Source organism: Nitrosomonas sp. Is35 (assembly GCF_033063295.1).
GTDB lineage: Bacteria > Pseudomonadota > Gammaproteobacteria > Burkholderiales > Nitrosomonadaceae > Nitrosomonas.
On record NZ_JAWJZH010000001.1, the window covers coordinates 1,901,533 to 1,919,284 of the forward strand.

The 17,752-nt window shown below is 47.2% G+C and carries 16 protein-coding genes; 8 read left to right on the forward strand and 8 right to left on the reverse strand.

Annotated features, from left to right (window positions below; all coding sequences use genetic code 11):
* Positions 1–197 precede the first annotated feature (197 nt).
* The 3 genes from R2083_RS08945 to R2083_RS08955 all read left to right on the forward strand — a co-directional run bounded on the left by R2083_RS08945 (position 198) and on the right by R2083_RS08955 (position 3,131).
* On the forward strand, positions 198–878 hold the full coding sequence (locus R2083_RS08945) for a transcriptional regulator domain-containing protein (RefSeq protein WP_317538238.1): 681 nt from the start codon (positions 198–200) through the stop codon (positions 876–878).
* Positions 879–922: 44 nt separating this feature from the next.
* On the forward strand, positions 923–2,152 hold the full coding sequence (locus tag R2083_RS08950) for an IS256 family transposase (RefSeq protein ID WP_317538239.1): 1,230 nt from the start codon (positions 923–925) through the stop codon (positions 2,150–2,152).
* Between the two features lie 382 nt (positions 2,153–2,534).
* Positions 2,535–3,131, forward strand: coding sequence for an HNH endonuclease family protein (locus tag R2083_RS08955; RefSeq protein ID WP_317538240.1), 597 nt, complete (start codon positions 2,535–2,537; stop codon positions 3,129–3,131).
* Between the two features lie 38 nt (positions 3,132–3,169).
* Here R2083_RS08955 and R2083_RS08960 read toward each other — a convergent pair whose 3' ends face one another.
* Positions 3,170–5,068 carry a potassium transporter Kup gene (locus R2083_RS08960; RefSeq protein WP_317538241.1) on the reverse strand — a complete coding sequence of 633 codons (1,899 nt, stop codon included), beginning with the start codon at positions 5,066–5,068 and terminating at the stop codon, positions 3,170–3,172.
* Positions 5,069–5,187: 119 nt separating this feature from the next.
* A complete protein-coding gene (locus R2083_RS08965) occupies positions 5,188–7,890 on the reverse strand; it encodes a cation-transporting P-type ATPase (RefSeq protein WP_317538242.1) in 2,703 nt (900 codons plus the stop codon).
* A 321-nt stretch (positions 7,891–8,211) separates the two neighbouring features.
* On the opposite strand from R2083_RS08965, the gene R2083_RS08970 reads away from it, so the two are divergent.
* Both R2083_RS08970 and R2083_RS08975 read left to right on the forward strand, forming a co-directional pair.
* The gene (locus R2083_RS08970; RefSeq protein WP_317538243.1) at positions 8,212–9,039 is read left to right on the forward strand and encodes an AraC family transcriptional regulator; all 828 of its coding nucleotides are present in this window, start codon (positions 8,212–8,214) and stop codon (positions 9,037–9,039) included.
* Positions 9,040–9,168: 129 nt separating this feature from the next.
* Positions 9,169–10,392: a glycosyltransferase gene (locus tag R2083_RS08975; RefSeq protein ID WP_317538244.1), complete on the forward strand. Its 1,224-nt coding sequence runs from the start codon at positions 9,169–9,171 to the stop codon at positions 10,390–10,392.
* 56 nt (positions 10,393–10,448) lie between these two features.
* On the opposite strand, the gene R2083_RS08980 is transcribed toward R2083_RS08975, so the two are convergent.
* The 5 genes from R2083_RS08980 to R2083_RS09000 all read right to left on the reverse strand — a co-directional run bounded on the left by R2083_RS08980 (position 10,449) and on the right by R2083_RS09000 (position 12,677).
* On the reverse strand, positions 10,449–11,018 hold the full coding sequence (locus tag R2083_RS08980; protein ID WP_317538245.1) for a hypothetical protein: 570 nt from the start codon (positions 11,016–11,018) through the stop codon (positions 10,449–10,451).
* 5 nt (positions 11,019–11,023) lie between these two features.
* Positions 11,024–11,944, reverse strand: coding sequence for a site-specific integrase (locus R2083_RS08985; RefSeq protein WP_317538246.1), 921 nt, complete (start codon positions 11,942–11,944; stop codon positions 11,024–11,026).
* Between the two features lie 9 nt (positions 11,945–11,953).
* The gene (locus R2083_RS08990; RefSeq protein ID WP_317538247.1) at positions 11,954–12,169 is read right to left on the reverse strand and encodes a hypothetical protein; all 216 of its coding nucleotides are present in this window, start codon (positions 12,167–12,169) and stop codon (positions 11,954–11,956) included.
* Positions 12,156–12,299: a hypothetical protein gene (locus R2083_RS08995; protein ID WP_317538248.1), complete on the reverse strand. Its 144-nt coding sequence runs from the start codon at positions 12,297–12,299 to the stop codon at positions 12,156–12,158. The genes R2083_RS08990 and R2083_RS08995 overlap by 14 nt, the downstream gene beginning before the upstream one ends.
* A gap of 69 nt (positions 12,300–12,368) precedes the next feature.
* Positions 12,369–12,677: a type I restriction endonuclease subunit M gene (locus R2083_RS09000; protein WP_317538249.1), complete on the reverse strand. Its 309-nt coding sequence runs from the start codon at positions 12,675–12,677 to the stop codon at positions 12,369–12,371.
* A gap of 506 nt (positions 12,678–13,183) precedes the next feature.
* Here R2083_RS09000 and R2083_RS09005 point away from each other — a divergent pair.
* The 3 genes from R2083_RS09005 to R2083_RS09015 all read left to right on the forward strand — a co-directional run bounded on the left by R2083_RS09005 (position 13,184) and on the right by R2083_RS09015 (position 15,982).
* On the forward strand, positions 13,184–15,322 hold the full coding sequence (locus R2083_RS09005; RefSeq protein WP_317538250.1) for a copper-translocating P-type ATPase: 2,139 nt from the start codon (positions 13,184–13,186) through the stop codon (positions 15,320–15,322).
* Positions 15,323–15,488: 166 nt separating this feature from the next.
* Positions 15,489–15,833 (forward strand): NAD(P)H:quinone oxidoreductase, encoded by a 345-nt coding sequence (gene wrbA / locus R2083_RS09010; RefSeq protein WP_317538251.1) that lies wholly within the window; start codon positions 15,489–15,491, stop codon positions 15,831–15,833.
* A 2-nt stretch (positions 15,834–15,835) separates the two neighbouring features.
* Positions 15,836–15,982, forward strand: coding sequence for a hypothetical protein (locus R2083_RS09015; protein WP_317538252.1), 147 nt, complete (start codon positions 15,836–15,838; stop codon positions 15,980–15,982).
* A 379-nt stretch (positions 15,983–16,361) separates the two neighbouring features.
* Here the strand turns inward: R2083_RS09015 and R2083_RS09020 are convergent, their stop codons facing one another.
* The gene (locus R2083_RS09020; protein ID WP_317538253.1) at positions 16,362–17,729 is read right to left on the reverse strand and encodes an alginate export family protein; all 1,368 of its coding nucleotides are present in this window, start codon (positions 17,727–17,729) and stop codon (positions 16,362–16,364) included.
* Between the last annotated feature and the right edge of the window lie 23 nt (positions 17,730–17,752).

Consider the following 17,752-nt stretch of genomic DNA (forward strand, 5'->3'; position numbering starts at 1 on the left):
CCATACTCGGTAGCGATAAAATAAATTATCGCTAGCCAGCAAGACAGAATAAATCCCTCTGATCCAGTAAAGCCAAATTACACCCCACTGTCCTTTTCCTCTTATCCAGGGCTGATTTAAAGTCGCCGAATTAGTATCATAAAGCACCTCAGATTTATTGACGTGAAATAAATCATCCATAACTACAGATAATTTAAATGCAGAAAATAGCCTGGTATTCCCTTGATTGGAAGAATCCTGACAACTACATGAGCATAATAACAACAGAAACTCCCAATGATGTTTGTGCATGGGAATTTCTGCGCAGGAATCTCGAGTACCAATATGATTATTTTGAATACGCCAGAACAGGCCAATTTCCAAATTATGTTCCACACCTGAATCAGGATGACTCTACCGATATGTGTGATTGGTATGGTATTGATAGTCAATCAAAGAATTTTGATCCAAAGGTCGATATTCCCCCAACTTTTTACATAGATGCGACACCAACTTTCACCACAAGATCTTTTAATGGCAGAAATTTACCTAGTGAGTTTATGGTCCGCTTATCTGTTGAACTGGATCGCGATATCCAGCTTAAAGCAATTAAGGATCATTTTGATGAATTTGAAAAAAAATGTAATGCCAAATTTACAATAAATAAAAAGAATTATGGAATTTATTTACGGATCCTTGATGCACTCTCGGCGGGGATTTCTGAAAATGAAATCACCGACGGATATGTGGCCATCACTTGTAATGTAAGAAAAGGGACCACTGCAGAATCCTACGTAAAACAGGCTAAGGCACTACGAGATCAAGATTATATAAAAATTCTCAAAGGTAAGATATTTTATCCCAAACCAGAAAAAGGAGGTGTAAATAATTTTGTGTAAATGGTCATATTGCAGGAAACTGTTTATATATTTTTGGAGCAAAAATGACCACACCCAAACCCCTGCCAGCCGGCTTAATTGATAGCCTGCTGGCCGATTACAAAAAGCCAGAAGATTTAATCGGTGAGCATGGTCTTCTCAAGCAACTCACCAAAGCGTTGGTTGAACGTGCCTTGCAAGCAGAAATGGCCGATCATCTTGGTCACGATAAGCACGAAACGGTAGTCAATGCCACTGGCAATACCAGAAATGGTAAAAGCCGTAAGACCCTGAAAGGTGAATTCGGTGAGTTACCCATCGAGATCCCCCGTGACCGTGAGGGCAGCTTCGAGTCTCTGATCATTTCCAAGCATCAGACCCGCTGGGCGGGCTTTGATGACAAGATCCTCTCGCTGTATGCCCGTGGCATGACAGTGCGTGAAATCCAACAGCACCTCACTGAAATGTATGGCACAGAAGTATCGCCTACGCTCATTTCTACGGTCACTGATGGCGTAATGGATGAAGTGAAGCAGTGGCAATCCCGGCCTCTCGATGCGGTGTATCCTGTGATCTATCTCGATTGTATCCATGCCAAAGTTCGTGACGCTGGTAGCGTTCGTACCAAAGCGATTTACCTGGCGATCGGCATTAACATGGAGGGCCATAAAGAAATACTGGGCTTATGGATTGCTCAGACCGAGGGTGCCAAGTTCTGGCTCAGCGTTGTCACTGAACTCAAAAATCGTGGCGTGCAAGATATCTTTATCGCCTGTGTCGATGGCTTAAAGGGCTTTCCCGAAGCGATTGAAACCATCTATCCACATGCCATTGTACAACTCTGTATCGTGCACATGGTTCGTAATAGTCTCAACTACGTCGGCTGGAATAAACGCAAGGAAGTAGCTGCTGATTTACGTTTGGTCTACAGCGCCGCCACGATTGATGAGGCTGAACACGCGTTAGCCGACTTTGAAGATAAATGGAACTATGCTTATCCACCGATCGCCCGATCTTGGCGCAATAACTGGCAACGCATCATTCCATTCTTCGACTACCCGCCTGAGATACGGCGCATTATTTACACCACCAATGCGATTGAGTCAGTCAATATGAGCCTACGCAAAGTCAGCAAAAACCGTGGATCGTTTCCCAACGATGAAGCTGTGATCAAATTGTTCTATTTGGCTCTCAGCAATATCGCCAAAAAATGGTCTATGCCACTAAGAGATTGGAAACCGGCACTAAACAGGTTTACTATTCAATTTAACGAAAGAATGCCTCGGCATTATTAACCACCGTTTACACAAAATCTAGGACACCCCCAAACCGGAGGCTGTGAAATTACTGGTACCAAAATCTCTCTATAAGGAATTACTTAAACGTTACCAATTAAAGGGATATTTGTTACCCGATTCAGAATTGAATAGCACTAGACAAATCTCTTCGAACGGCAATAAAATCGGTCGCTATCATTGTTTTGTTTTTCCAAGAGAAACGGAGAATATTGAAGCCGCGAAAGAATGTATCGCGGAGTTCAATGAAACAACCAAGTAGCTGATTTATAATACAACAGCGGGAAATTACACTGATTGTATTACCCGCTGTTGTTTTGTCGATTACCCCACCTAAATCAATTGCAGCTACCCCTCCAATAGAAACAAAATTGTATATCTGTTGAAAAATATCGTTCTATCCCTACTAGTTGCAATCCTGGCGACAATTTCCGGCTGTGCTGTAGAAAAGCGGGTTGCGCCAACTCAACAAGAATTAATCGCTGTTCCCGCTCAGATCAGCCCCTACAATCGCAAAGATTGGCCGCATTGGATTGATGCCGACGGGGATTGTCAGAACACACGGCAAGAAATGCTGATTGCGTTTAGTCAAATCCCAGTGCGATTTAAGGATGCTCGGCACTGCACCGTAGTATCCGGTGAATGGTTTGGTGTGTACACGGGCAAGGCATTTACCAAAGCTTCGGATGTCGATATTGATCACATTGTACCCCTAGCTCATGCGCATCGGCACGGTGCTGACAAATGGACGCGTGATCAACGGCGAACATTCGCCAATGATTTCGAGAATCTGCTGGTGGTTGATGATTCAGCCAATCAATCCAAAGGCGATCAAGCACCGCATGAATGGTTACCTCCTCGCAGAGATTACTGGTGCGAGTATGGCAAGCGCTGGAACCGCATCAAGGAGAAATACCGATTGTGGTATGCCGCTCTGGAAGTAAAAACTCTGCGCTTACTGGCTGAGACCTGCCAGTGACGATGGAGCTAGCAATAAATTCAATGCGTTTTGTCGGATTAGATTTCAATCCTTGTACCCAATTCAAGGACACGATTAGCCGGTAATTTAAAGTACTCGGCCGCATTGCTGGCATTTCTAGCCATCGTAGCAAATATCCGCTCCTGCCACTGCGTCATGCCACCACCAGGACTTGGCACGACAATTTCACGACTCAGAAAATAAGATGTTTTCAGTGGCTCAAACTCGAGTCCATGTTGTTTACATATTTCCAACGCAGCTGGCAAGTCTGGTTCGTCCTTAAAGCCATATTTAACAGTAATTTGATAACAATTTCCTATTAACGGTTTTATAGATACCCGCTCCTCTTCCAGAACTCTGGGAGTTTCCAGGTAATCTACGGTCAAGAACACTACACATTCATGTAAGACTTGGTTATGCGCGAGATTATGCAATAACGCATGCGGCACACCATTCACATTAGATGTTAGAAAAATAGATGTTCCGGAAACACGTACCGGTGGGTGTGCTAGCAATGACTCCAAGAATGGCTCAAGAGGGATATCATCTGAACGCAAACGCTCCAGTAAAATTTCACGTCCGCGATTCCAAGTAATCATTACAAAAAAGATGATTGCGCCAATGACTAAGGGAAACCACCCGCCTTGGAATATTTTTAATATCGTTGCAGCAAAAAATGTGGCATCAATGATCAAGAAAAATCCTGTCGCTACTATGCCAAGTATCAAAGGATACTTCCAAGCGAAACGAAGTACAAAAAAAGTCAATATGGTTTCAATCACCATTGTGGCGGTGACCGCTACGCCATAAGCCGATGCGAGACTAGACGATGAACCGAATCCCACTACAGCCATGATCACGGCTGCCAGCAGAATCCAATTGACGAATGGAATATATATTTGGCCAATCTTTTGGTCTGAGGTGTGCCTGATCTGCATGCGCGGCAAGAATCCCAGTTGGATGGCTTGCCGGGTTACTGAGAAAACACCCGAAATCACCGCTTGCGATGCAATGACAGTGGCTGCCGTAGCCAGCGCAACGGCTGGATAAAGCGCCCACGATGGGAACAGCAAAAAGAACGGATTGGAAATGGCCGATGGATCGGCAAGTAGCAGCGCACCTTGTCCTAAATAGTTCAATATGAGCGCAGGAAGAACGCAACCATACCAAGCCAGGCGAATTGGTTTTATCCCAAAGTGCCCCATATCAGCATAAAGTGCCTCACCGCCTGTCACTGCCAGCACCACGGCACCAAAAGCAATAAAGGCAAGCAATCCGTTGTCCAGACAAAAACTAACAGCAAACAGCGGATTAAAAGCTTGCAAAATCTCTGGTGCCGTAGCAATATTTATCAAACCGAAAAACCCTAGTGTAATGAACCATATCAGCGTTATCGGTCCGAACATCGCACCAATTCCACCCGTGCCACGTTGCTGGATCAGGAAAAGCGAAATCAAGACAATGAGCGTGATCGGTAATACATAGGGCTGAAGCAGCGGGGTTGCCACTTCTAACCCCTCTACCGCACTCAACACGGATATAGCGGGAGTAATTACGCCATCCCCATAGAATAGTGCTGCACCAAATGCGCCGATTATAAAAAGAATACGATGTAACTGAGGACGATTAAGGACTGAGGAGCTGGCAAGCGACAGCAATGCCATGATGCCGCCTTCTCCATGATTGTCTGCTCGCAAAATCAATGTGATGTACTTAACCGTCACTACCATCATGATCGCCCAGAAAATGAGCGAGATAATACCAATGATATTGTTATCACTGATAATAAGCCCATGAGCGGGATCAAAAACAGTCTTCATGACATACAAAGGACTTGTGCCGATGTCGCCATAGACAACACCTAGTGCAGCGAGGCTTAATACACTGAGAGATTCATTCTTGGCGGTGCTTTTGAGTTTATTGCTTGTGCTGACCATAAGGGGTTCATGCAAAATGTTTATTATACTGCTAGTAAGAAGGGAGAAAAAATGAAAGGATCAGCGATATGTGCGCCTTCAATAGATTCAGTCATATTACCTTGCTGATTTTGGGCTATTCAGACGCCATCCCGATAAGAAGAATTAAGGGATTTCTTGCGTGCAATCCATTTGCGCAGCTCCTCCAGAATGAACATTACTAATGCGCATACAATGATGAGACCCCAAACCTCATTTTCAAACGGCGCCGTTCCGAGGAGAGAATTTCCCCAAGGCGTATAGTTGATCAACAAGAGAATTACAATTTCTGATATCACACCAATAATAATCAGCTTATTACCCAGAAATCCGGTTGAAAAGACTGATCGAGCATCGCTTCTGCACAGAAACACATTCACGATTTGCATTACGATGATGGTGCTCAAGCAAGCGGTAGTAGCTTGCATATACAGGAGATCCTGGGCAGCCAAGTTCTGTCCATACTCCCATCCAGCGCTGTTAAGTACAAAGAAAAAGACCGCCATGGCGGCAGTTGCCTCAATCAATCCTAAAAAGATATAAGCGCGGAATACCAAGGGCCAATTCATCAGCCTTTCGCTCTGCGGGCGAGGAGGCCGACGCATGATCTGTGGATTGGGTCGCTCGGCACCTAGGCCGAGGGCGGTAAATGTGTCAGATCCCATATCAATCAACAGCGCTTGAATTGGTGTCAATGCCAAGGGAATCTTGAAAAGCAGAAAACCAAGATAAGGTATCAGTTCGGCAACATTGTGGACAAGGACATAAGTGAGAAATTTGCGGATATTTTCGAATACAGCGCGCCCTTCTTCAATTGCATTCACGATGCTCGCGAAATTATCATCAAGCAGCACCATGTCAGCCGATTCCTTGGCTACATCCGTACCGGCAATACCCATAGCAATACCGATATGCGCGGCTTTTAATGCTGGTGCATCATTGATGCCATCTCCGGTGACAGCCACAATATGTTTTTTCTTCTTTAATGCTTCAACAATGCGCATCTTTTGATTGGCGACGACCCGTGCGAAGATGATTTCTTGAGCATCCAAGGCAAGCTGAAGCCGGATATCCGAGAACCCTCTGAGCTGTTCACCAGTAATAATGGTTGGATTATCGGATTTACACAGCCCAATTTCTCGTGCGATTGCCGCGGCTGTTCCGGGATGATCGCCGGTAACCATGATCACTTTGATTCCAGCTTCTTGGCATTTGCGAAGCGCTTCTGGCACTTCTGGCCTGGGGGGATCTTCCAGCCCTGCCAGACCAACAAAAACCAAATCTTCCTCCAATTTCTCCCGATCATAATCTATAGGTAGTGTTTTGCAGGCAAATGCTAGAACGCGCAAGCCTTGATGCACCATTGCATCCTGAGCTTGAATTATGTTTGCCCTTGTTTCAACATCAAGGGGTTGAATCTTTCCGTTAATGACAATGTGCTGACAAAGCGGGATAACCGATTCGGGCGCACCCTTGCAATATAGAGAATTACCTTCAGATGCTTGGTTGATGGTGGATAACCGCATGCGCTCAGCGTCGAATGGTATTTCATCCAATCGCGGATAAACAGGAAGGGTAGGACTAAGATTCAGCACCATTTCTACCAGCGCAACTTCCATGGGGTCTCCCAGAATAGGAGATTTCCCGTGATTTCCTATTTCCTTCAGATCGTGACACATCCAGGCTGTTAGAAAGAAAAGCTTGTTGAGATTTAAGAAATCGGTTTTTTCTTTTATTCCAGCAAGCGAAATGATGGTCTTACTTAAATAGATTTGTCGAACCAGCATGTTGCCTTGTGTCAGTGTCCCGGTCTTGTCGGTGCAAATTACTGTTGTGGAGCCAAGTGTCTCGACTGAGGGTAGATAGCGTATGAGCACGTTGCGTTTTGCCATTCGCTGGGTGGCCAGAACGAGCGCCAAAGTCAACGTAGGGAGCAATCCTTCCGGTACCATGGCGACAATGATGCCGATTGTAAAAATAAATGCTTTCCAGAATGGGATGCCTATTATCCAGCCGATTAGGAAGAATAGAAGGCCGATTAGCACCGCTAGAGCTGCGGTCAAGCGACTTAAGTATGCGATTTCTTTGCGTAGCGGCGAAATCTCTTCCCCAGCCGTTTGGGTAAGACGCGCAATTTTGCCGAATTCAGTATGTATCCCAGTAGCAAAAACAATAGCTTTAGCTTGCCCGGATACCATTGAGGTGCCAGCAAGTACAATATTCTTGCTGTCAATCAAGTTATTCACTTCTGATGGATCAGCCTCACGCATTTTGGGTAGAGATTCACCCGTGATGGCTGCGTTATTGACCCTTGCACCAAATGTTTCAATTAGCCGACAATCCGCGGGAATTTTATCGCCTTGTTCCAGGTAAATAATATCCCCCGGCACCAGTTGTTCCGCTGACACTTGCGTAACCTCGCCTTCACGCACTACTTGCGCTTGTTGAGGCAATAATTTGCGCAATGCCACAAGCGTTTTTTCGATGCGATATTCTTGCCAGAATGAGAATATCCCGCTGACCAGAATTACGATTACAATGGCGTAACCTACTTTCGCCATGTCTTGACCGGGATCACTCCATTCTGCAAAAAAAGCCAATCCTGCTGCAATCCACAGAATCAATGAGAAGAAAGTTGCAAATTCTTTGATCAGGCGCAGCCATAGAGGTTTGCGAATTACTTTTTCTACCTCATTGGAGCCATATTCTTGTAATCTGCGTTCGGCTTCTGCATAGCTTAGGCCGGATAGAGTACTTTTCAGGCTTGCAATGGCATCAACCGGAGATAGCTGGTGAATTCTCATGAGAATCTCGCTGAAAGGTTTTCCGTTTAAGAAACATACTAATCCTTTTCATCCCACGACAACAAATAAGTCCGAGACGGCCACAAGGTATACATATCCCGCTTTCCTTTTCTATGATGCAGCGATCTGCCGGATACCCGATGATTCCGATAGAATCACAACGCATTGGGTGTAATTTGCCTAATGTTAATGCATATCCAATGGCTGAATACGGTCTAATGCTGATAAACACTGGTTACGAAATCTACAATTAATTGTTCTGCGAATTTTGTTCATAAATGAATGGAAAGATTATCATCTGAGTTATATTCATCCAATTCAATGCTCTCCGAGCCTGAAGAAGGTGTAACGGTCAGCGGTGCGCCAACTGGATTTGAATCCGCTATCGTTTGTTCAATTTGGCGTCATATCGAGGCTTGCAATGCAGCAGTCGTGCCTGGAACTGTGCCAGCAAATGTCTATGCCTGTTTGAATGTCATAACGGACGGTGATGTGAAAATTTGCGGAATTTCGGGAGAATCGCTTCCTCGGATATTTCTGACCGGCCCCTTCACTGCTCCCGTAAGAACTTTTGCTTTCGCTCCACTGAATTCTTTGAGCATAGTTTTTCAACCCTGGTTGCTGCAAAGCTGGTTTGACCTTGATGCGGGGAATATGGTGAATGCAATTATCGATGCCGCATACGTACCCCGCCTCACTGATCCCGCTGTAGTTGCCGCACTTCAATCCGCTACATCTCAGCCAAGCCTACTGGAGTCAGCATTAAAAATCCTTTCGGTTCCGCAATCAGATTCAGGTCACGAAGCGAGCATCATGGCCAATGTGCTGCTTGAAACACAGAGTATTGCAGAGACAGCATCTCGGCATGGCATTAGTGTGCGTCAATTTGAACGCCGGTTTGCGCGAAATTTCGGACTAAGCCCAAAAGAATGGCTACGCGTCAAACGTTTTGAAGCATCGCTTGTTAAATTGGCGAATGACAAAGAATCATTGGCCAATGTGGCTGCCGATGCGGGTTATGCCGATCAGTCTCACATGACCCGTGACTATCGCCGCGCAACCGGATTGACACCCCGTCAGACCAAAGACGGAATGAATAAAGAGACGCCCGGTTATTGGGCATTCAAACCGGCGAAAGTTATGGTTTAGCTTACTGAATCCGGATAATGTCGTTTTCGTTCAATATTTACTGTTGATCGACCATTAATCTACTTTGAACCGTACAGGGTATTTTGAGGTGGAGGTCGCAGTGTGAGTAAGATAAAACGAGTTGTTGTAATGGCAGTAGGTTCGGGAGGTGATGTTGCTCCGATGGCATCGGTAGCGGCTAAGCTTGCAGATCATGGCTTCGAGACCACACTGCTTGCTCCGGCACGTTACAAACATTTTACGGAAAACTCGGCAGTGGCATTCCAATCAATTGGTGCAGATGAAATATTTTCAGAAGTATTTGATGGAGAAGATATTTGGCATCCATTAAAGGGATCCACGGCTGCATGGCGCTATTACGGCGCAGCCATGCGCTCAGGATTCCAGGTTTTGCGTCAAGGATGGAGCACTTCCGATACTATTCTTGTAAGTTCATCATTTGCGGTCGCGGCACGCTTGGCAGAGGAGCTTGATGGTTACCGCAATACGACAATCCATCTGTCACCATCAGTAATATTCTCGGCACACCGACCGTCGAAATGGCCTGCATTCTCAATACCACCCACTTGGCCGTTGTTCTTGAAACGCTTCATGATCAGAACTGTAGAGCGATTGGTAACTGATCCCATGATAGGCACTCATGTCAATTCATTTCGCTTGGAACTCGGTCTACCACCAAAGAAAAATTTATTCTCCCAATGGCTACACTCGCTTCGACGTGTCATTTATGCTTTCCCGGAATGGTTTGCTGCACCAGCCGAAGATTGGCCAGCCAACGGCATATCGGCCAGTTTTCCAGGCGGGATTAATCGCGATCGCCTGTTACCGACTAAATTGGAAACATTCTTACGCAAAGGAAACAAGCCTGTGGTTGTGATTACTGCTGGCACCGCAGTGGCAGAAAGACCAATCTGGGTGGATTGCATGGTCGATTTTTCAGTTAGCCGTGGCGCACGTGTTGTGGTGATAGAACCGGCTTCACATCCGGGTCGAGACGATAATTTTGTGTATCGAATTCCCTTTGCACCATTCGAAGCGCTACTGAGTCGAGTTCATCTGATCATTCATCATGCGGGCATTGGAACGATCGCTGAAGCTATGCGTGCTGAGCTACCACAGTTGCTAGTACCGATGGCGCACGATCAGGCGGACAATGCAGCCAGGCTCCAAAAGATCGGTTTTGGACGAAAGATTGATCCCACAAATCTCGAGACCATCGAAGCAGCTTGGCATTGGGCTTTCAATCCCAATACTAAAAAGGCTCTCAAGGAAGCAAAACAGAAACTTATGGCTGATGGCGATGGTGCCAGTCGGATTGCAGAGACTATACTGGCTGATCTCAGCTATGAATGATTCGATAATTTTTCACAGAAAAATTCCTCAAGAATGCCTATGTTTCGGTTATATTTCTATACAAACGACAACAAATAAGTCAAAGTCGGCCATAGCGTATACAGCTCACGATTTTCCGTTTCAATGGTACAGCGATCCCTGGCAATCTGCCGAATGCCCAATGAGTCCGACAAAATCAGGACATTGGGCGTAATCCTTCTGATACAAGTCCAGTGTTTGATACGGCCGCTCAAGCAGATAATGGCCGCCGAGTCCGGTTGGCTTAAATGCTGGGTCAGCTTTTCCCAATATTGATCCAGTGTTACGTCATCGGTATCAAACGCGATTTGTTTGCGCAGTTTGCGTTTCTGGTATTTTTTGACAGACTTGACAGCGATATCTATCAAACCGTTTTCGTCTATATGCTCGATGCCCGAAGTCAGCACGGCTCTCAGCATGCCCTGTTTGTCCAAATGATTGATCAAGTCATGGAATAGAGTTTTGCGTTGACTGGCTTTATGTTTAAGCTTTCGATCATAATGGAATTTACCAATAACCGCTTCCGTCGCATTCATCACGGAATATACCCCGCATAGTTGATCAATACTGCCTTGCCGGATGGGCATAATACTTTCCTCATCAGACATAGTAGTTACCAAATTTGGCTAACCGCATTATTCACAAACAACTGACCATCCCGGATATAGCGCTGCAACATCACATCCGATTTATGCGCAGTTTGCTGACGGATTTTCCAGGAACTGACCCCGGCTTGTGCTGCACTGGTAACCAATCCCGCCCGAAGACTATGGCCTGAATACTGCTCCGGATTCAAACCGGCCTCAGCTACGCGCTGTTTTATGATCAGTGCCACCGAGGCTGCACATAATCCATAGTCAGTGACTTGATCGAAGCGGTTCATGCGGCGAAACAATGCACCGGTTTTGATGTTCGATTTTTCCAGCCACATTTTTAATGCACGTACCGGGCAATGACAGCCTTTAATATAGGGGATGGCAACCTTTCGGCCGACACCGTTTTGATCCGTTTTACTGCGTAGGACATGAATCAGTACGCCTTCCGTCACAAATCGCACATCTTCCACTTTTAACGCCACCAATTCAGAACGGCGGAATGCACCGGCAAATCCGATCAGTAATAAGGCTTTGTCACGGATACCGATCAACCCGGTGAGTTTTCTCGTAATCTTCATCAGATCAGATTTAAGTAAGGGCATGACTTGGCGCTGTTTACTGCCATTGATGCGCCGGATACCGCGCAAAGTATCAGTCACCAGTGCTGAACGAGTCGGTGATTTCAGTCCTTTATCTTTATGGGCATGGTTGATAGCCACCACACGCCGGTTTAACGTAGCCAGAGACAACGTATTGGCATGAACAGCCAAATAGGATGCGACGCAACGCGGTGTTGCCGGAATCTCGCCGCCGCTTCTCAGGAAATGAGCGATATCGTTCTGATACGCCAGTTGCGTATTCTTGGCCTGGGTGGCAGCCAGATATTCTCGGACTTTCTTGCGGGTATGATTGCTTGAGAGCGTTAGTTTGTTTTTCATCGCACACTCCTACCGGACATCGACGTAGCGCATACATACGCTCAATAAATGCTCGTAATCGCTGGCTGTGGCTTCACGCATGAATTCTTCAGCCAATTCCGGGCGATTGCTATTCAGGATACCGCGCCGTACTTGCCCCAGAATAAAGAAAGCATTGCCATCTTTGCCGGTTAATTCGACTACGGCATCGGTCAATGGCGAATCCAGTTTCTCAATCAATTTCATAAATAACTCCTAAGTAATTGATAACCCAATCATCACGGTCGTCATAATGATCAGTTATCGCTAGTTGAAAAATAATAAAAAGCCCACCAGCATTGGATTTACTGGCAGGCAAGTGGTTGGGTGTTTTCATTTATTTTGCTCCCATAACACCCGAAAAGAGCTTGTTGTAAGTCGACTAATAGCTAATAAGGAAATTGATTCAATATTCCTCGGGTAATAACAAAGTGGTGACGCTGCGATCTGCTTCGGTGATGATCCATAGATTCTGATTTTCACTGAGCGCATAGCTTGATAAGATGCGCCAGCCATTCTCGATCGAACGTAAGTTTTCTTCAGCATCGCCGGGCGGCACATTGCCCCAGTCACCGGATTGATGACGCTTGATCAAATCCATCGCATTGATGGCATACCGATCCAGTGCTTCGAGCGCACCGGGGGTTGCAACGATCCGGCCTAGTGGAAACAGCGCAATAGAACGCTGCTCCCCAACAGATTTGGGATTACACATTTCTTTTCTCCTTTTTCAGGGCGAGCAAAAGCAGACAAGCGCAAAAATGCGCCTGTTCTGATTGCTGCGATTAAATGGGATCTATTTGAGGTATTACTGAGGTGCTAACAGTTACTTTTGGAACGATTTGGTATTGCGAGGAAGCTAGCTTGAATAAAATTGCTTACTTTATGCAATGCAGAAGTTACAAATAAATAAATCTGCACATGCAATTGCAATACAGTTATATTTTAATAGGTTATTTTATGCGCTCAAAATGGCAATGATATTTCTATCAACTGCTTATGAAAGAAATTGTAGAGCTATTTCAATTTCATACTGTAATGCAGTTTTAAGTGATATCTCACAGTAAAGTATTCAATAACATCGGCCTTTAATTTGACAACCTGTTTAATTCATTTTACTTTTGATTGAAGGGAGAAATTGCTCAAACATAAAAATATAATCAGCAGCAAAAGTTTGTAAGATGGTATCAGTGTTCTCGCGTTCCAAAAGGAGTACAAGATATGACGCATGATCATAATGAACCTGAAGCTATTTATACCTGCCCCATGCACCCGGAAGTCCGGCAAACCGGGCCGGGAAGCTGTCCGATTTGCGGCATGGCATTAGAACCGGCGGAAGTATCACTCAGTACCGGACCGAGTACGGAACTCACAGACATGAGTCGCCGTTTCTGGATTGGCCTCATATTGACCGCACCCGTTTTTATCCTGGAAATGGGCGGTCATCTGATCGGGCTGGCGCATTTACTATCTCCCCAAACTTCAAATTGGCTGCAACTGCTGCTGGCAACTCCAGTCGTGTGGTGGTCAGGATGGCCGTTTTTTGTACGCGGCTGGCAATCGATAACAAACCGCGCGCTCAATATGTTCACGCTCATTGCGATGGGCACCGGTGTGGCATGGGTCTATAGCATCGTCGCAACCGTTTCGCCCGGCCTCTTCCCTGATACCTTCCGCAGCGGTGATGGATCGGTCGCAGTGTATTTCGAAGCGGCGGCAGTCATCACCGTGTTGGTGTTATTGGGTCAAGTGCTGGAATTGCGCGCGCGCGAACGCACGTCCGGTGCGATTAAAGCCTTGCTCAACCTGTCACCAACCACAGCCCGCCGTCTTGACGACGGCGATGTTGAAGTGGAAATCAACCTGGATCAGGTAGTAGCAGGTGACCGGCTAAGAGTTCGCCCCGGCGACCGCATACCTGTCGATGGCAAAGTGATCGAAGGCTTTTCGAATATCGATGAATCAATGGTGACAGGCGAATCCATGCCAGTTCGTAAGCAATCCGGAGATCAGGTGATCGGCGGCACCATCAATGGGCAAGGGAGTTTTGTGATGCGCGCGGAAAAAGTTGGGCGCGACACCATGCTGGCACAAATCGTCCACATGGTATCAGAAGCACAGCGCTCCCGCGCACCGATTCAACGCTTGGCGGACATCGTTGCCAGCTGGTTTGTCCCGGCAGTCATTGTGACTGCCATCCTGGCCTTTACCGCCTGGTCGATCTGGGGTCCGCCACCAGCCATGGGACATGCGCTGATCGCAGCCGTCAGCGTGCTGATCATCGCTTGTCCATGCGCACTGGGTCTGGCGACCCCGATGTCGATCATGGTAGGTGTCGGACGAGGCGCGACCGCAGGTGTTCTTATCAAGAACGCTGAAGCATTGGAACGTATGGAAAAGATCGACACGATCGTGATTGACAAGACCGGCACGCTGACTGAAGGTAAACCCAAGGTCACGGCAATTCACACTGCAGAAAATATCGGCAAAAACGAGCTGCTGCGCCTTGCGGCCAGCTTGGAACAGGGAAGCGAGCATCCTTTGGCTGCCGCTATCGTTGCCGCAGCGAAGGAAAGCTCAATTGTGCTGGTCAAGGCAACCAGCTTCGATTCACCGGTTGGCAAAGGCGTGCTTGGCAACGTCGATGGTCACTGGATTGTCCTGGGTAATACCAAGTTTCTTGCAGAATTGAATATCGACACCCGGGTGTTGGAAGCGCAAGCAGATGAACTGCGCCAACATGGGGCGACCGTGATATTCGTAGCGATCGATGGGGTGGTTGCAGGCATCGTCGCTATCGCCGACCCGGTGAAGGAATCGACACCCGCCGCTATCGAAGCTTTACACGCCGATGGCATCCGCATCGTCATGCTGACCGGGGACAACCGCGCTACGGCTGAAGCGGTCGCCCGGCAATTGGGTATCGACGAAGTGGAAGCGGAAGTGTTACCCGATCAGAAAGCGGCAATCGTCATGCGATTGCGCGAACAAGGGCGAGTGGTCGCCATGGCGGGGGATGGTGTCAACGATGCTCCGGCTTTGGCCACCGCCGATGTTGGCATTGCCATGGGCACGGGCACCGATGTTGCCATTGAAAGCGCCGGAGTAACCTTGCTGCGCGGCGATCTGCTGGGTATCGTCCGGGCACGGCGCCTGTCCGAAGCAACCATGCGTAACATCCGCCAGAATTTGTTCTTCGCCTTTATCTACAATACAGCGGGCATACCGATCGCGGCCGGAGTACTGTATCCATTCTTCGGCATTTTGCTGTCACCGGTTTTTGCTGCGGCAGCGATGTCACTATCTTCGGTCAGCGTGATCGTCAATGCATTGCGGCTACGCGCAACCAAGTTGGAGTAAGCATTGAAAGTTTAAGAACCACATTTCTAAATTTTTAATTTTATAATCTATATATACAAAAGAGTACTATCCAATTTTGGCAAAGTGTATGGTCATATCGAAATTATGGCCAACGCGGTGGCTGAAGGTGCACGGAACATCGAGAATACCGAGGTTGCCGTTAAACGTGTCCCCCGACCTCATGTCGGAAGAAGTGGCGCGAAGGGTTGATGCCAAGCTGAATCAACCAGCGCCCATTGCAATCGTTGATGAGCTGACTAACTATGATGCCATTATTTTCGGTACGCCTACATGTTTCGGCAATATGTACACGCAAATGCGTAATTTTCTTGATCAAACAGGCCGATTATGGCTAAGCGGCGGTCTGATCGGCAAAGTGGGTAGTGTATTTACGTCTACCGGCACTCAGCACGGCGGTCAGGAAACCACGATAACCTCGTTTCACACCGCCCTACTCCATCACGGCATGATCATCGTGGGTGTGTTCCCTGTCCCTGCCAGAAGATCATGAACATGAATGAAATCACCGGCGGTTCACCGTTTGGGGCAAGCACGCTGGCCGGTGGCGATGGCAAACGACTTCCGTCTAATAATGAAACAAAAATTGCGCATTTTCAAGGTTCTCATGTTGCGAAAGTGGCCAACAAACTAGCTCCCTGATAGGAGATTCTGAAAAAGAGAAAAATAATACTCGTACTTTCCACCAGCAGAGATTTTTAATGATGAGCCAAGTATCACAAGCCCTTTCGCCCGTTCTGTTTTTATCGCATAGTGGCGGGCCATTACCGATTCTTGGTGATATAGGGCATAAAAAGGTGGTTGCTTTTCTGCAGAAAATCGCAAGTTAGTTGAGCGAGCCCTCCGCAATTTTAGTCATCAGTGCCCACTGGGAAGAGGAACAGGCAACGATAACCTGTAATAGCTACCCCGGAATAATCATAGATTATTATGGATTTCCTGCCGAGGCCTATACTATTTAATATGCTGCGCCTGGTAATCATTTGCGAGGTGTGCAATATGTAGTCGTGGCAGGTTGGACTCACCAGCGGAATGCCAGGCTTGTCATGAAAAAATCCACGTTTCTGCCACCGGCCTGCGTCAAGGCTTCCCCAGTGTTAAAATGGACTGCAGCGGCGCGTATTTCCCACTGCGGATGAGGGCGATAACTACCTTCCAGCTTGATTTGATCACCAATGTAGCGCCCGGTTCCAATGGTTTCAAGTATCGCTACCAAGGGTGCAGGCGGCGTGTAAACAGCATCTTCTTTGTAATGTTTCCAGAGGAAATTCCAACCTAAAATGAGTGTTAACGTAGGAACAGGCTTAATCGTCACAGACGGTTGCAAATCCATGATATTACCCGGTGCCAGCAGTGCCGCCTCGCTGAAATAGGTGGGGTTGGGATAGAGTGCGTTAAAGGTACCGAGTTGCCCGTCATCAGGTTTTTTATCACCGCTGGCAATGTCCGCTTTCAAGCCGGGCCGAGGTGACCACGGCAGCGCAGTAAAGGTAAAACCTGTATCAGAAGCAACTGTCCAGGCACGGATAGTTTGATTGCCGATATGGCCGATCTGGAATACCGCTTCCAGATTCCAGTCCCAATTCTTTACAGAACCAAACAGTCGGGTGCCGAAAGAATGCCTGTGTTCCCGTCCCTGCGCTGCTGCAAACCGACCTTGATCTCTTTCATAACCAAGCCAGTAGAGATCGATTTTGAGCGGCGCAATACTTTTCGGTGCGAATGTGGCATATAAGCCGTACAGCGCCTGCGACTTGCTAGTCACATCATCAAAAGCTTCCGGTTTATTGAAAACCGGACGAAAGGCGAGAGCATCAATGCGATATGGCCCCTGTTTCCAACTGGCGCGTGCGCCATCGAAAGCAAGACGAATATTGGGACCCTCTCGTACCGCGATCAAGCGCGAGGTGCCCAGAATAACTTCCTGTCTACCCGCACGGAGGGAAAATCTATCGCCGTTCCACGCCAGAAAACCCTGCTGCAAGTCGAGATTGCTTTGATCGGTGATTTCTGCACCCCCACGGCGTCCAGATTCATCATAGACCCCGAACTGCACGAACATCTGAGCATGCTTGCCAACACGTAGATCGCCATGCATTAAGCCCCGAAACAGTGTATAGCTGTCACCCCTATGGCTGTTCATTGTGTTACCGATACCGAAATCCAGAGGCCAATAACCTTGGGCGCGCACGCGCGCGTCAGCACCGAGCGTAAGCGTAGTTTCCTCGGTGATACGCCAGCATTTGGGTGTCATTTTGTTGCAATTTGAACCCCAGTTTTCCTCGAATCGTAGCGGCATATATTCGGATGCAGCCACTGACAATGACATGGCAAACAGTACAACGGTAATCAGACTGGTTTTATATTTTCTGGCCGTCTGTTGGCACATATAGAGGTTTACTGAGCAAGCGA

Excerpts from the sequence above, each read along its gene's own strand:
- R2083_RS08990 (WP_317538247.1), bottom strand. The coding sequence starts at position 12,169 with ATGAAATTGATTGAGAAACTGGATTCGCCATTGACCGATGCCGTAGTC.
- R2083_RS08975 (WP_317538244.1), top strand. The coding sequence starts at position 9,169 with ATGGCAGTAGGTTCGGGAGGTGATGTTGCTCCGATGGCATCGGTAGCG.
- R2083_RS09005 (WP_317538250.1), top strand. The coding sequence starts at position 13,184 with ATGACGCATGATCATAATGAACCTGAAGCTATTTATACCTGCCCCATG.
- R2083_RS08980 (WP_317538245.1), bottom strand. The coding sequence starts at position 11,018 with ATGTCTGATGAGGAAAGTATTATGCCCATCCGGCAAGGCAGTATTGAT.
- R2083_RS09000 (WP_317538249.1), bottom strand. The coding sequence starts at position 12,677 with ATGTGTAATCCCAAATCTGTTGGGGAGCAGCGTTCTATTGCGCTGTTT.
- R2083_RS08965 (WP_317538242.1), bottom strand. The coding sequence starts at position 7,890 with ATGAGAATTCACCAGCTATCTCCGGTTGATGCCATTGCAAGCCTGAAA.
- R2083_RS08945 (WP_317538238.1), top strand. The coding sequence starts at position 198 with ATGCAGAAAATAGCCTGGTATTCCCTTGATTGGAAGAATCCTGACAAC.
- R2083_RS08950 (WP_317538239.1), top strand. The coding sequence starts at position 923 with ATGACCACACCCAAACCCCTGCCAGCCGGCTTAATTGATAGCCTGCTG.
- R2083_RS09015 (WP_317538252.1), top strand. The coding sequence starts at position 15,836 with ATGAATGAAATCACCGGCGGTTCACCGTTTGGGGCAAGCACGCTGGCC.
- R2083_RS08985 (WP_317538246.1), bottom strand. The coding sequence starts at position 11,944 with ATGAAAAACAAACTAACGCTCTCAAGCAATCATACCCGCAAGAAAGTC.
- R2083_RS09020 (WP_317538253.1), bottom strand. The coding sequence starts at position 17,729 with ATGTGCCAACAGACGGCCAGAAAATATAAAACCAGTCTGATTACCGTT.
- R2083_RS08960 (WP_317538241.1), bottom strand. The coding sequence starts at position 5,068 with ATGGTCAGCACAAGCAATAAACTCAAAAGCACCGCCAAGAATGAATCT.
- R2083_RS08995 (WP_317538248.1), bottom strand. The coding sequence starts at position 12,299 with ATGAAAACACCCAACCACTTGCCTGCCAGTAAATCCAATGCTGGTGGG.
- R2083_RS08970 (WP_317538243.1), top strand. The coding sequence starts at position 8,212 with ATGCTCTCCGAGCCTGAAGAAGGTGTAACGGTCAGCGGTGCGCCAACT.